Origin of the sequence: Gordonibacter massiliensis (ex Traore et al. 2017), assembly GCF_019731765.1 — a bacterium.
GTDB lineage: Bacteria > Actinomycetota > Coriobacteriia > Coriobacteriales > Eggerthellaceae > Gordonibacter > Gordonibacter massiliensis.
In genome coordinates this window covers 35,557-49,042 of record NZ_JAASIO010000008.1, presented here as the reverse complement: position 1 = coordinate 49,042, position 13,486 = coordinate 35,557, and the positions used below count along the sequence as shown (strand labels likewise).

The following is a 13,486-nucleotide window of genomic DNA, read 5'->3' as shown; positions in this document are numbered from 1 at the left end:
CCGCGATCGCCATCCCGCGTGCAAGCGTCGGCGCCTCCGCAAGAGGGTTCTACGACCGCGCAGTTGCGGCGGGGCGTTTCAGGAGGCGGTCCCGCAGCGTGAGGTGGACGGGCTTTCCGGCACGGGGAGCTCGGCGTCAGCGTTGACGCGCCTCCCGTGCCATGTCGAGCACGGGTGTCAGCCTCTCGCGGTTCTCGTTGAGCGAGGCCAGGTAGAACGTCACGTGAGCGCCGGCGTCGCGGATGGGCAGGAGCGCGCGCCCTTGCGCGGCGAGGGCCGCGCCGTGGGCGTCGCTTGAGAAGCTGAGCAGCGGAGTGGCGCTCGCCATCTGCCCGAACACGAGGTAGTCGTTCTGCTCCACGAAGCGCGCGTTGGGCAAGCGGTCGCGGCACAGGTCGCGCCAGAAGCCGATGCCGGTGTACAGGAGGAACGTCTCGCCGTCCACCTCGGAAAGATCGATGCTCGCGCGTGCGGCCAGCGGGTGGCCCTCAGGCACGGAGAGGAACAGGTTCTCGTGCATGAAGGGCGCGCACGAGACGGTCGGCACGGGGAAGGGGCTCGGCAGGACGGCGAGGTCGATCCGCTCGCTCATCAGGTCGCGCTCGAGATCCTTGCGGGACAGCGTCTCGGTCGTGAGGATGACCTCGGGAAGCGCTTCCGACACGAGGGACGCCAGCCGCCAGAGCGGCGCCGGCGCGCAGGTGCCCACGCGCAGGGTGCGCTGACCGCGCTCGAAATCGCGCACGGCGTCCCGCAGGCGCTCGACGTCGCGCAGCACTTCGCGCGCGTGCTCGAGCGCGAGCCGACCTGCATCGTTGAGGGCGAGCCGGTTCTTCGTGCGGTCGAACAGCGGCGCACCCAGCTCTGCCTCGAGCCGCTGGATCGAGCGGCTGAGCGCCGGCTGGGACAAGCGCAGCTCGTCGGCGGCCTTCGACACGGTGCCGTGGCGGGCGATGGCGTCCAAATGGCGCAGCTGCTCGAGTTCCACGGGATCCGCCTCCTTTCGGCATGCGCGCGATGCATGCCATGTTGCTCGATCGGCATTGTACAGCGCGCGCCTCGCCCTCCACAATGGGGACGGAGGAAAAACCGAGCGAAAGGAAGCGATCATGGAGTTCGTCACGTTGAACAACGGCGTGGAGATGCCGAAACTGGGCTTCGGCGTGTTCCAGGTGCCCGATGCGGCCGCGTGCGAGCGCGCGGTGTCGAAAGCGCTGGAGGTTGGATACCGCCTGATCGACACGGCGGCAGCCTATATGAACGAGGAAGCCGTGGGCGCGGCGCTGGCCAAGAGCGGCATCGCTCGTGAAGACGTGTTCGTCACCACGAAGCTCTGGGTGCAGGACGCCGGCTACGAGGGCGCCAAGCGGGCGTTCCAAACCTCGCTCGACAAGCTGGGCTTGGACTATCTGGACCTCTACCTCATCCACCAGCCGTTCGGCGATTACTACGGCGCATGGCACGCGATGGAGGAGCTGTGCGAGGAGGGCCGCATCCGCGCCATCGGCGTGTCGAACTTCGAGCCGGCGCGCCTTGTCGACCTGGTCATGAACAACAAGGTGGTCCCCGCCGTGAACCAGGTGGAGCACCATCCCTTTTTCCAGCAGGCCGCGGCCAAGCCGCTCATGGCCGAGCTGGGCGTGCAGCCGGAAGGGTGGGGTCCCTTCGCCGAAGGCAGCCAAGGTATCTTCGCCAACGAGACGCTCGCGAACGTCGCGGCCAAGCACGGAAAGACCGTGGCCCAGGTCATCCTGCGCTGGCATATGCAGGATGACGTGGTGGCCATCCCGAAGTCGGTGCACGCTGAGCGCATCGAGGAGAACTTCGACGTGTTCGACTTCGAGCTGGACGCCGAGGACCTGGCGGCCATCGCGGCGCTCGACCAGGGGAAGAGCAGCATCGTAGACCACCACGACCCCGCGTTCGCCAAGATGCTCAACGAGCTGAAGGTGCACTGAGGGCCGCTGCCGAACGACGGAGGCGTGGGCGCGTTGTCGCCCGAAAGACTCGCTTTCGCGGAGAAAAACGAGTCTTTCGGGCGACAACGCGCCCGCTGCGCGGTGCCGTCACTCCCCGAAGTACGTGGCGATCTCGCGCATGCGCTCGCTTTGGCGGACGCCGAAGGGGCAGCGGGCGTCGCAGTGGCCGCAGCCTGCGCAGTCGCCCGCGTGCAGCGCGAGTTTGCGGTAGTGGCCGGCGGCCATGTCGTCGCCCACGCGGGCCAGGTCGTAGTACTTGTTCACCATGCCGATGTCGATGCCCACCGGGCAGGGCTGGCAGTGGTGGCAGTACACGCAGCGGCCCTCGGCCTCTTGCGGCGCGAACGTGCCGATGACGCTGTAGTCGCGCTCCTCCTCGGACGCGTCGCAGAACGCCAGCACCTCCGCCACGTCGGCGGCGTCGCGGAAGCCCGGCAGCACGCATACCACGCCCGGCTTGTCCAGCGCGTAGGCGATGCACTGCGCCTTCGTGAGCGCGCGGCCGAACGGCGAGGCCTTCGCATCCAAGAGCTGTCCGCCGGCGAACGCCTTCATCACGGCTATCCCGATGCCGTCGCGCTCGCAGGCGCGGTACAGGTCCATGCGCTCGTCCGCGCGGCCCCGCCCGTAGGCGCCCTTCGAGTAGTCGTAGGCCGGGTTGACGCTGAACATGCACTCGTCCACCAGGCCCGTGTCCAGGAAGCGCCGCGCGACGGCGGGGTTGTGCGACGAGAAGCCCAGGTTGCGGATCACGCCCTGGCGCTTGAGCTCGAGCGCGTAGTCCCAGATGCCGTTCTGCCGCATGGCATCGAAGTCGTCGTCCTCGTCCATGCAGTGGATGATGCCGAAGTCGGTGTAGCCGGTCTGCAGCGTGTCCAGCACGCGCGCGAACTGGCGCTTGATAGCGTCCAGATCGCGGCTCCAGCCGTACTGGCCGCCCGCGCCGTACACCGCGCCCAAATGCATCTGCGTGAGCACATCCGCCCGTCGCGGCGCGAGCACGCGGCCGTAGGGGGCGTAGGGGGCCGCTTCGGAGGGTGCCAGATCGAAGAAGTTCACGCCCGCGTCGAGCGCCAGTTCGAGTGCGGCCTCGATCTCGCGCTCGTCGGCCGCTTCGTGGATGGACCCCATGCCGAAGCCGATGACGCTCGCGCGCTCGCCGCCGTGGGGGAAGGTGCGGTATTTCATGGTCATGCTTGCCTTTCGCTCGATTGTCTTACCCGTCGTTGTCGTTTCGCTCCATGGTATTCCTTGGAGCCGCCTCCAAGTCAAGCGGCTCGAGGGTGTTGGCTGCTTCCAAAAACGAACGGGCACGATGGCTGCTTGTCGTCGCTGGTTGCCCGTAGGGGCGGGCAGCAGCCCGCCCCTACGGGCGTTTCGGCCCTTTTACGCGCTCTCTTTGAAGCGGTCTTCCAGCTTGTTGCTCAGACGCTCGGTGGTGGTCGATTCCTCGCGATCTTGTGCCGTCAGGCGCACGAGCACGAGTGCAAGCACGGCGGCGACCAGGGCGAACAGCGCGCCGATCGGACCTGTGGCCAGAAGGCCGCCCGCGTTCACCACGACGCCGCCCGCGAACGAGCCGAGCGCGATGCCGGCGTTGAACGACATGGGGTGCAGCGACGAGGAGAACGTGAGCGCGCTCGGGTAGTCCCGCCGCGCCACGTCTTGGAACAGCATCTGCACGGTGGAGTTCATCACGTACATGAGCAGGCATACGCACGCGATGTCGGCGAGGCCCGCCGCGCCCAGGGGCACGGTCACAGCCAGCAGCGCCAACAAGGCGGCGTGCAGGGCGAACGTCAGCGGCAGGGCGCGCATGCCAAAGCGGTTCGCTACCCACCCCGACAGTAGGTTCGACACCACGCACGCCGCGCCCAGCGCGAACAGGATGACGCTCACGGCGCCGCCGCCGAAGCCCATGACGTCCTCGAGGACGGGCGTGAGGTAGGTGTAGAACACGTAGGTGGACGCCGCGCCCGCCAGGATCATGGCGATGTTGGCCAGCACGCGCCTGTCGCCCAGAAGCCGCAGCTGCGAGCGGAGCGTTGTCGTCTCGTGCGCTGCGCGCGCCTTGCGGGGAAGGGCCGGTAGCAGCAGCGCGCTCACCACCAGACCCAGCACGAGCACGCAGGCGTAGGCGGCCTTCCAACCGAAGGCGTCGGCGAGCGCGGTGCCGATGGGCACGCCGACGACGCTCGACACCGAGAAGCCAGCCAGCACGAACGACAGCACGCGCGCCACCTTCCCCACGTCCACGATCTCGGGCACGTAGGTGAGGGCGATGGCCAGCAGCGTGCCGGACGTGGCCGCCGGCAGCAGGCGCGACATCAGCAGCAGGGCGTAGCCGTCCGCGAACAAGGTGAGCAGGTTGCCGGCATTGAACACGACGAGCAGCACGGCCGTGAGCTTGAAGCGGTTCGCGCGCGCCGTAGCGAGCGCAACCACCGGGGTGGCCACGGCGCAGGCGAGCGCGTAGTAGCCCACGATGTCTCCGATGAGGGTGAGGGGCTCCCCCAGTCCTTCGGCCACGTCCGGCGTGATGCCGATGAGCACGAACTCGGCGAACCCGAGCGCGAACGCCAGGGCCACGAGCAGCGCGGCGACGAAGGATGGGCGGGCTTTCGATACGGTTTTCATGGCGACGTTCTTTCTGACAAGGGGCGACTTATTCCTCCGCTACCGTACCTCGTCCCTGCAGCAATAGCTAATACCTATAATGAAACAATCTCTATGCGCAAATCGTATAGGAAAAGCGCGCTTCCCGTTCGCCCATCGCTAGGTCTTAAGACGATTCCGGAGTTTCCGGCGACGAACGCGAAGCGAACCGACGAAAGGGGCGCTCGGTTAAGGCATCGGTGGGGCGCTCGGCTCCGTTTCCGCACCTCCCGCCTACGGGCGCGTGACGATTTGGAAGCACGGGGGACGCGCCGCCGGCAAACGGGTATCGTGGTGCGCATACACAAAGCGAAGGCGAAACGCGATCCGCGCGCTCGGGGTGGCGCCGCCTGCGAACGAGGAGGCATTCATGGCAGATCTGCAAAGCCAGCAAGACCGGATTACCCTGCGCAACGGCTACGGCATTCCCTGCGTCGGTTTCGGAACCTACAAGATGCCGGACGGCGAGGTGGGCATCGACGCCGTGCACCAGGCGCTCGAGGACGGCTACCGCCACATCGACACGGCGGCGTTCTACGACAACGAGGCCACGGTGGGCAAGGCGCTGGCCACGTCGGGGCTCGCGCGCGAGGAGCTGTTCGTCACCACGAAGGTGTGGAACACCGACCGCGGCTACGAGCCCGCGCTCAAGGCGTTCGAGGAGTCGCGCAAGAAGCTGCACCTGGACTACGTTGACCTCTACCTCATCCATTGGCCCGCAACGCAGGGCTCCGACGAGGATTGGCAGCGCACGAACCAGGAGACGTGGCGCGCCCTCGAAACGCTCTACCTCGACGGCCAGGTGCGCGCCATCGGCGTGAGCAACTTCAAGCCGCGCCATTTGGAGCCCCTCATGGACGCCGCCGAGATCCTTCCCATGGTGAACCAGATAGAGCTGCATCCCGGCTGCAACCAGCAGGCCACGCGCGACTTCTGCAACCGCAACGATATCGTGGTGGAGGCGTGGTCGCCGCTCGGTTCGGGGCGCGTGCTGGAGAACCAGCTGCTCATCGACATCGCCGCTTCCTACGGCTGCACGGTGGCGCAGCTGTGCGTGCGCTGGTGCCTGCAGCGGCGCGCCATCCCCCTGCCGAAGTCGACGAACGCGGGCCGCATCGCCGAGAACGCCCGCGTGTTCTGGTTCAACATCACCGACGAGGACCTGCAACGCATCGACGAGCTGGATCCCCTGGGCCAAAGCGGCCTCGATCCCGACACCATAGACTTCTAAGAGTCTCCCGCCGCGGTTTCGCCATCTGCGGAGGCGGGTCGTTCGTGCTTGGCATGACGGGCGATCGGGCTTTCGTTTTCAACATGCGCACCGAAAGTTCGCCGGGCCCGCTTGAAGCGGGCCCTTTCTCTGCTCACCCCGCCTGAGGGATATTAGCTTCCAGCTAATGTTTTCGACCATCGGTTTGCTTAGCATAGGCAGTGCTTCATCAAAGGAGGGGCCAAACGGCCTCGCAGAGAAAGGACTCCTATGAGCGAACAGCAGTATCCCCGTGTCGACGGCAGCCGCCCTTACGGGCAGCCGGCGCCAAACACCGTCCTCTCCACGTCCGCCATGGCCGTGACCGGTTTGGTGCTGGGCATCGTTGCCCTCCTCACTTCGGCCCTCCCCATCATCAACAACTTCTCCTTCTTCTTGGCGGCGCTCGGCGCGATCTTCGCCATCGTCGGATTGGTGGCAACCGTTCGTAAGACGCGCAAGGGCAAGGTTTTGGCCGTGGTCGGCCTCGTGCTGAGCGTGGTGTCCATCGTCGTCGTCCTGGCATCGCAGAGCATGTACAGCGCCGCCATCGACAAGGCGGTTTCGGGTCCGAGCGTCGTGGGCTCCTCGACCTCCGCCGCCAACGACCAGGCGGCGTCTTCGGATCCGTCGCCGAAAGAGGATTACAGCAACCTCTCCGTTGGCAGCGCCGTCGACCTGGACGACGGATTGTCCGTGTGCGTGCAGTCCGTTCAGCCCGGACTCGCGAATTACGACGGGTCGGAGATAGTGGCCGTCGCGGTGACCTACGCGAACAACGGGTCTCGCGAGGCTTCGTTCAACGTGTTCGACTGGAAAGCGCAGGATGCGCAAGGAGCCCAGCGGAACACGGCCTACTATTCCGAGGCCGAAAACGAGTTGAACTCCGGCACGCTCGCGCCGGGCGGCACGGTCACGGGTAACGTCTATTTTGACGGCGGCGTGTCCAAGGTACTGTACTACTCCAATATGTTCAGTGACAGCACGGTCGCTTGGGTCGTATCCTAGCGTGCCAGAACCGTCTGCCCGGTCTCGGGTGGGCCGTTGCGCGAGGCCCTTTTTCGGGCGGTGCCGCGACGCCCTTTCGACGCGCCGGAGACAACTGGTATCATGAACCCTACGGCAAAACGCAAACGGAGGAAGCGCCGCGTGAAAGAACCCTTGACCGACGAGCTGTTGCAAGAGTTGCTTGATGCTCCCGATCCCAAAACATTCGCGGACAGTCATCGCATCAAGGAGCGCAGCTTGTCCGGCTACCTGCAGCAGCTTCTTGACGAGAAGGGGCTCGAACGCGCCGAAGTCGTGCGGAAGGCCGGGCTCAACGAGACGTTCGGGTACCAGATTTTCATGGGGCAGCGTGGCGCTTCGCGCAACAAGGTGCTGCAGCTGGTTTTCGCCATGGGCCTCTCGCTCAAAGAGGCCGACCGGCTGCTGCAGGCGGCGGGCGCCAACGAGCTGTACTGCAAGAGCCGGCGCGACGCCATCATTATCTTCTGCCTCGACCGAGGATACGGGCTGCAGAAAACCGACGAGGAGCTGTACCGGTTCGGCGAAGACACGATCTGCTGATGCCGCAAGCGAATCGGCATCGCCTGGGAGCGTTCCCGGCGTTATCTGGTACCATGGACCCCACCATGCCAGACGAACTTGCCGAACACCTCGATGCCCTTGCGCGTGACGATTGCTACCGCGTCGACGCCGTCTTGAAAGACGGCGTGTTCGAGACGACCCAGCGCGTCTTCTTCGTGGGCGCGAACGGCGCCGAGCAGGGCCCGTACGTGCGCAAGTACCTCGACGGAGACGCGGGGCTCGGCTTGGCGTACGAACGCATTATGAAGGCGCAGCGCTCCGGCCGCCGGTTCCTCCACGTGCCGCTTATCGTCGATTGCTATAGGGCGGGGGAGCGGCGAGCCGTGGTCATGGAGTACGTGCGAGGTGAGACGCTCGCCGACGTGGTGTACCGCTGCGACCCTTCCGTTGAGTTGGCGTGCGACGTGTTCCCCAAGCTGTGCGAAGCGGTGAGCGAGTTGCACGACGGGTTCGATCCGCCCATCATCCATCGCGATCTCAAGCCGTCGAACATCATGCTCACGAGCAGCAGCCTCACCGTCATCGATTTCGGTATCTCGCGCACGTTCAACGACGGAGCCGACGAGGACACGCGCCGCTTCGGCACCCGCGCCTACGCGCCGCCCGAGCAGTTCGGCTACGGGCAGACCGACGTGCGCTCGGACGTCTACGCGCTGGGGATGCTGCTGTACTTTTGCCTGACGGAGAAAACCCCCGATGCGAAGGCGCGCAAAAACGGGTTCCACGATGCGCGCGTGCCCGAGTCGACGCGCGCGGTCATCGTGAGGGCGACGGCGTTCGATCCGGCCGACCGCTACGGGAGCGTCGTCGAGTTGGAGCGGGCCTTCCGTACGGCGGTCGGGTGCTCGGGCACCGTGGATGCGTTTCCGGGAGCCGCAGCTCCCGTGCCTATGCGAGCCCTCTCGCGAGAGGCGGCGACCGGCGATCCTCAGACGGGTTCCGCGGAGAAGCGCAGGGTTCCGCGCACGGCGCTCGGGCGCATGCTGTCCCGCATCCCCTTCGCGCTCGGAGTCGTCTGGGACGTGTTGCTGGTCGCGTTCTTCGCGCTGCTGTGCGCCGTGGCGGCCATCCAGACGATCGACCCCGCCCAAGGCTCGGCGCAGTACGCGGCGGCCCCGCTCGGCTTGCGCGCCCTGTCGTACGGCAGCCTCGTGCTGCTCGTGGTGGGGCCGGTTCTCTACCTCGTTTCGGATCGCCGCCCCCTGGGGCGCTTCGTCCCGCGGCTGCTGAGCATTTCCGTAGAGCGCGATATGGCCGTGTGCTTCGTGGTGTTCCTCGCGGGGTTGGCGGTGTTCATGGTGACGGGGCAGTTCTTTCCTCCGGTTGACGTGAGCCTGGCCACCGGATAGGCGGACTTTCGCCGTATTCGGACGCGCTTGCTCGTCCAAGTGGCCTGATTGTTCCGTTTGCGGCTGAGGTACAGGCAACGGGAGCGCTTCGAGTCGTTGACGGTGGATCGATGCGGGGCGCGCGGGGAATGTTCGGGGGTAGAGTGGGGCGAACGGCCGGCCGGCGGGCCGGCGGGCGCAGCGTGCGCTTACCCCATCCCGAAAGGAGCCGGCCCATGGCAGAAGCCGCACACGGACCCAGCCGCCGCGCCTCGGGCGCGAACGCGGCCTCCTCCGCATCGAGCGCCGTCGGCGGGTCGCCCGATACCGGCGCCCGTCAGCTCAAGCGCGTGCTCACCGTGCCGGACATGATCGTGTACGGGCTCATCTTCATGGTTCCCATCGCGCCGATGGGCATCTACGGCGGCGTGTTCTCCGAGTCGGGCGGCATGCCCGCGCTCGTGTACCTCGTGGGGACGCTGGCCATGGTGTTCACGGCGCTGTCCTACAGCATGCTCATCCGCGAGTGGCCGGTGGCGGGCTCGGTGTACGCCTACACCTCGCGCGGCCTGGGCAAGGGCATCGGCTTCGTGACGGGCTGGACGCTCTTGCTCGACTACCTGCTGATCCCCGTGCTCATGTACGTGGTGGCCTCCACGGCGTTGTCCGGCCTCGTGCCCGAGATCCCGCCTTGGGCGTTCGCCGTGGTGTTCGTGGTGGCGAACACGTTCGTGAACGTGCGCGGCATCGGCCTCACCGACATCGTGAACCGCGTGGCGCTCGTGCTGGAGGTCCTCGTGCTGCTCGTCTTCGTCGTGCTGGGCGTCCGGTGGCTGCTCGCCGATCCCGTATCGCGCGGTTTCTCGCTGGACCCTCTCTTCAACCCCTCCACGTTCGACCCGAACCTGGTCATGAGCGCCGTGTCGCTGGGCGTGCTGTCGTTTCTGGGCTTCGACGGCATCGCCACGCTGTCGGAGGAGGCGAAGGACGGCCGCCGCGGCCCGGGGCGCGCCATGATGGCGTCGCTGGCCATCGTGGGCGCGCTGTTCGTGCTGCAGACCTACATCGCTGGTTGCATCAGCCCCGACGGCGCCGCGTTCGCGGGCGACTCGGGCAACGCCTTCTACCTCGTGGCGCAGGTGGTGGGCGGCAGGTGGCTGTACGTCGTGTGCGCGGTCGCCACGGCGCTGGCCTGGGGCATCTTCACGGCGCTGGCCGCGCAGACGGCGGTGTCGCGGATACTCTTCGCCATGGGGCGCGCGGGCGGGCTTCCGAAACCGCTGGCGAGGATCCACCCGAAATACCATACGCCCTACGTGGCGTCGCTGTTCGTGGGAGCCCTCACGCTCGTGCTGGTGCTGACGTTCGGGCGGCTCGGCACCGACACCATCTCGCTGTTCGTGAACTTCGGCGCGCTCACGGCCTTCCTCATGCTGCACGTCACCGTCATCGGGTACTTCTTCGTCAAGAAGCGCGACGGGCGCTGGGCGGCGCATCTGCTGTCGCCTTTGTGCGGCATTACCGTGATCGGCTACACCTGGTGGAGCCTCGACGTGCCCGCGAAGGTGCTCGGCCTCATATGGATGGCGGCGGGCATCGCGTACTACCTCGTGCTGCGCTACGGGTTCAAGCGCGAGGTGACGATAGGGGGATAGGGCGGAGCGGCCGGCGCCCTTTTTTTGCGCTCCGCCGTTGCGTGCTCGCGGCCGTCCGCAAGCGGTCGATAGGCTATCATGGGCTTCGAAGCCGCGCGGGAGCGCGGGTGCATGATGGTTGGCGAAGGGGGTGCGGGTGGACGTCGACGCCGTGATCGAAGCGATGACGCTCGAGGAGAAGTGCGCGTGCCTGACGGGCGAGGGGTATTGGGAGCTCGGCGGCTGCCCGCGGCTGGGCGTGGGCCCCATCCTCGTGTCGGACGGCCCCCACGGCCTGCGCCGGCAGGCGGGCGCGGCCGACAACCTGGGACTTGCGGACAGCGAGCCGGCCGTGTGCTTCCCCACGGCGAGCGCCGCGGCCTGCACGTTCGATGTCGGCCTCGTGCGCGCCATGGGCGAGGCGCTGGGCGACGAGGCGCGCGAGCAGGGGGTGGCCGTTGTCCTGGGGCCGGGCGCGAACCTGAAGCGCAGCCCGCTGTGCGGCCGCAATTTCGAGTACTTCAGCGAGGATCCGTACGTGGCGGGACATCTGGCCGCCGCCTATATCGAGGGCGTGCAGAGCCGCGGCGTGGGCACGTCGCTCAAGCACTTCGCCTGCAACAACCAGGAGACGAACCGCCTGATCGTGGATGCGGTGGTGGACGAGCGCGCCTTGCACGAGCTCTATTTGGAGCCGTTCCGCATCGCCGTGAAGCGCGCGCGGCCATGGTCCGTCATGTGCGCCTACAACCTGTTGAACGGCACGTACTGCTCCGAGAGCGAGCGGCTCATGGGACAGGGGCGCGCGTGGGGCTTCGACGGCGCGTACGTGTGCGACTGGGGTGCCGAGAACGACAACGCCGCCAGCCTGCCTGCGGGTTTGGACCTGGTCATGCCCGGCCCCCGGCCCGATTACCGCGCCGACGTCGAGGCGGCCGTGCGCGCGGGCGCGCTGCCCGAAGAGCGTTTGGACGAGGCTGTGCGCCGTGTGCTGGAGCTGCACGCCAAGCACGAGGCCGCGCGCGGGATGGACGTGCGGACGCGCGCGGAGGAGCGTCTGGACGTGGCGCGCGCCGTCGCTGCGGAGGCGGCGGTGCTGCTGGAAAACGACGGCGTGCTGCCGATAGCGCCCGGCGCGCGCGTGGCCGTGATCGGCGCGTTCGCGAAGGAGCCGCGCTACCAGGGCGCCGGCTCGTCGAAGATCAACCCGGTGTCGCTCGATTGCGCTTGGGACGCGCTCGAGGCGTCGGGCGCCGCGTGCGTCTTCGCGCCCGGCTACGACGTCGCCACGGGCGAAACGTCGGAGGCGCTGTTGGACGGGGCCGCGCGCGCGGCTGCGGCGGCAGACGTGGCCGTCGTGTTCGTTGGACTGCCGGACGCCTGGGAGTCCGAGGGTTCCGATCGTGCGGACATGAAGCTTCCGGCCGGGCACGACGCGCTCGTGGAGCGCGTGTGCGCCGCGAATCCCGACACGGTGGCGGTGCTGCAGGGCGGGTCGCCCGTGGAGCTGCCGTGGCGCGGCGGGCCGCGCGCGATATTGCTGAGCTACCTGGCCGGATGCCGGGGCGGCCGGGCAACGGCCGACCTGCTGCTCGGCCGGGCCAACCCCTCGGGCAAACTCGCCGAGACGTGGCCCGAGCGCCTGGCCGACACGCCCTGCGCCGGGTTCTTCCCCGAGAAGGGCCGCCAAGCGCTCTACCGCGAGAGCGTCTACACGGGTTACCGCTACTACGACGCGGCCGGCGCGAAGGTGGCCTATCCGTTCGGCTACGGCCTGTCGTACACGACGTTCTCGTATCGCGACCTGCGGGTGGAGGCGGACGGCGAAGGCGGCTTCGCGGTGTCGTGCCTCGTGCGCAACGAAGGCGGCATCTTCGGCAAAGAGGCCGTCCAGCTGTACGTTGCGCCGCTCGACCCCGGTGCGTTCCGGCCGCCGCAGGAGCTCAAGGGCTTCGCGAAGGTGGCGCTCGAGGCGGGCGAGGAACGGCGCGTGGAGCTGCCGCTGTCGCGACGGGCCTTCGCCAGCTACGACGCCGACGCCGGGGCGTGGAGGGTGGAGGCGGGCATCTACGAGGTCAGGCTCGCCGCCTCGAGCCGCGATGTGCGCCTGCGCGCGCGGGTGGAGGTCGCGGGCTCTCCGCGCCGCGACGACGGCGCGCCGGACGGCTACCGCCGCGTGCGGCCGGGCGGATTCACGGACGAGGCGTTCAAGGAGCTGTACGGCCGACCGCTGCCGAAGAAGGTCGTGGCCATGCGCCCCTACACGGCCAACGCCACGGTCGGCGATCTGAAGGCGTCCCTCGTGGGCCGTGCCGTGCACTTCCTCCTGCGCCACGAGCTTCGGCTGTTCCTGCCCGACGACGCCGCCGCGCGGGCCCAGGCCGAGCTTGCGGTCATGGACGCGCCGCTCAGGGCGCTTGCCATGTCCGGCACGGACATGAACCTGGTGGACGCGGTGGTGGACATAGTGAACTACCGTTTCGTGCGCGGGTTCAGGAAGCTGCGGACCTTGAAGAGCCGGTCCGCAGCCAAGGCCGCGTCGCCCGCGCCCTGCGAGGACGACGTCGTTTGCCGCGGCCGCTAAGGAGCTGGCGTCCACGGGTTTTGCGAGGCGGGTGGTTGGATGCGCGCCGAAATCGGCGGCGGTGCGTGGGAAGGGCTCGTTGGCGGAGATGCGTGCGAATCGAACACACCCGAGACGTTCTGCGCGCCTCACAACGGCTTTGAAGGCCGCGGGGCCCACCAGGACCCATCCATCTCCATCGAGCAAAATGCAACGCTGAACATAATACGGTAAAAAAGCCCGAAACGCCGCAAAATGCGAAAAACCGTCATCTTCCAGCCCGGATGGCGTTGAAACGATCGCTGAAACGCGCGCTCCCGACGGTCTGCCCCGTGGCGGCTATGTCAAAAGCACCGTTTCGTTGGTTTTGTAGGGCAAGGGCTCTGCCCTTGCCGTCGGCCTGCGAAAACGCCGCTTGTTGGGCGGCAAGGGCAGAGCCCTTGCCCTACGGTGCGGTCGTTGAAAGAGCGCCTTTCGGCGGCTTTTGA

10 protein-coding genes and 1 tRNA gene are annotated in these 13,486 nt (G+C 67.4%); 7 read left to right on the top strand and 4 right to left on the bottom strand.

All coding sequences use genetic code 11. The annotated features are described in order from the left end of the window. Nucleotides 1-136: 136 nt before the first annotated feature. Complete coding sequence (locus HCH03_RS09780) at nucleotides 137-988, bottom strand: LysR family transcriptional regulator (protein WP_221689352.1); 852 nt, start codon at nucleotides 986-988, stop codon at nucleotides 137-139. Between the two features lie 121 nt (nucleotides 989-1,109). Here HCH03_RS09780 and HCH03_RS09775 point away from each other — a divergent pair, with 121 nt between their 5' ends. After that, complete coding sequence (locus HCH03_RS09775) at nucleotides 1,110-1,958, top strand: aldo/keto reductase (protein WP_221689351.1); 849 nt, start codon at nucleotides 1,110-1,112, stop codon at nucleotides 1,956-1,958. Nucleotides 1,959-2,066: 108 nt separating this feature from the next. Here HCH03_RS09775 and HCH03_RS09770 read toward each other — a convergent pair whose 3' ends face one another. Next, nucleotides 2,067-3,167: an aldo/keto reductase gene (locus HCH03_RS09770; protein WP_246599932.1), complete on the bottom strand. Its 1,101-nt coding sequence runs from the start codon at nucleotides 3,165-3,167 to the stop codon at nucleotides 2,067-2,069. 198 nt (nucleotides 3,168-3,365) lie between these two features. Then, nucleotides 3,366-4,616: an MFS transporter gene (locus HCH03_RS09765; protein WP_221689349.1), complete on the bottom strand. Its 1,251-nt coding sequence runs from the start codon at nucleotides 4,614-4,616 to the stop codon at nucleotides 3,366-3,368. Between the two features lie 388 nt (nucleotides 4,617-5,004). Here HCH03_RS09765 and HCH03_RS09760 point away from each other — a divergent pair, with 388 nt between their 5' ends. The 6 genes from HCH03_RS09760 (at nucleotide 5,005) to HCH03_RS09735 (ending at nucleotide 13,019) form a co-directional block, all read left to right on the top strand. Then, a complete protein-coding gene (locus HCH03_RS09760) occupies nucleotides 5,005-5,865 on the top strand; it encodes an aldo/keto reductase (RefSeq protein ID WP_080143187.1) in 861 nt (286 codons plus the stop codon). A 249-nt stretch (nucleotides 5,866-6,114) separates the two neighbouring features. Next, nucleotides 6,115-6,891 (top strand): DUF4352 domain-containing protein, encoded by a 777-nt coding sequence (locus tag HCH03_RS09755; RefSeq protein ID WP_221689348.1) that lies wholly within the window; start codon nucleotides 6,115-6,117, stop codon nucleotides 6,889-6,891. Nucleotides 6,892-7,032: 141 nt separating this feature from the next. Beyond that, a complete protein-coding gene (locus HCH03_RS09750) occupies nucleotides 7,033-7,452 on the top strand; it encodes an XRE family transcriptional regulator (protein ID WP_221689347.1) in 420 nt (139 codons plus the stop codon). A 65-nt stretch (nucleotides 7,453-7,517) separates the two neighbouring features. Beyond that, nucleotides 7,518-8,822, top strand: coding sequence for a serine/threonine protein kinase (locus HCH03_RS09745; RefSeq protein ID WP_221689346.1), 1,305 nt, complete (start codon nucleotides 7,518-7,520; stop codon nucleotides 8,820-8,822). Nucleotides 8,823-9,037: 215 nt separating this feature from the next. Further along, nucleotides 9,038-10,456, top strand: coding sequence for an APC family permease (locus HCH03_RS09740; RefSeq protein WP_221689345.1), 1,419 nt, complete (start codon nucleotides 9,038-9,040; stop codon nucleotides 10,454-10,456). Nucleotides 10,457-10,592: 136 nt separating this feature from the next. Beyond that, entirely contained in the window at nucleotides 10,593-13,019 is a 2,427-nt protein-coding gene (locus HCH03_RS09735; protein WP_221689344.1) for a glycoside hydrolase family 3 C-terminal domain-containing protein, read from the top strand. 80 nt (nucleotides 13,020-13,099) lie between these two features. On the opposite strand, the gene HCH03_RS09730 is transcribed toward HCH03_RS09735, so the two are convergent. Beyond that, nucleotides 13,100-13,196 (bottom strand) — tRNA-Sec (locus HCH03_RS09730). Nucleotides 13,197-13,486: the final 290 nt, after the last annotated feature.

What these genes read in the sequence shown, in the direction of transcription:
- HCH03_RS09770 (WP_246599932.1), bottom strand. Translation starts at nt 3,167, where the DNA reads ATGAAATACCGCACCTTCCCCCACGGCGGCGAGCGCGCGAGCGTCATC.
- HCH03_RS09760 (WP_080143187.1), top strand. Translation starts at nt 5,005, where the DNA reads ATGGCAGATCTGCAAAGCCAGCAAGACCGGATTACCCTGCGCAACGGC.
- HCH03_RS09755 (WP_221689348.1), top strand. Translation starts at nt 6,115, where the DNA reads ATGAGCGAACAGCAGTATCCCCGTGTCGACGGCAGCCGCCCTTACGGG.
- HCH03_RS09745 (WP_221689346.1), top strand. Translation starts at nt 7,518, where the DNA reads ATGCCAGACGAACTTGCCGAACACCTCGATGCCCTTGCGCGTGACGAT.
- HCH03_RS09765 (WP_221689349.1), bottom strand. Translation starts at nt 4,616, where the DNA reads ATGAAAACCGTATCGAAAGCCCGCCCATCCTTCGTCGCCGCGCTGCTC.
- HCH03_RS09740 (WP_221689345.1), top strand. Translation starts at nt 9,038, where the DNA reads ATGGCAGAAGCCGCACACGGACCCAGCCGCCGCGCCTCGGGCGCGAAC.
- HCH03_RS09775 (WP_221689351.1), top strand. Translation starts at nt 1,110, where the DNA reads ATGGAGTTCGTCACGTTGAACAACGGCGTGGAGATGCCGAAACTGGGC.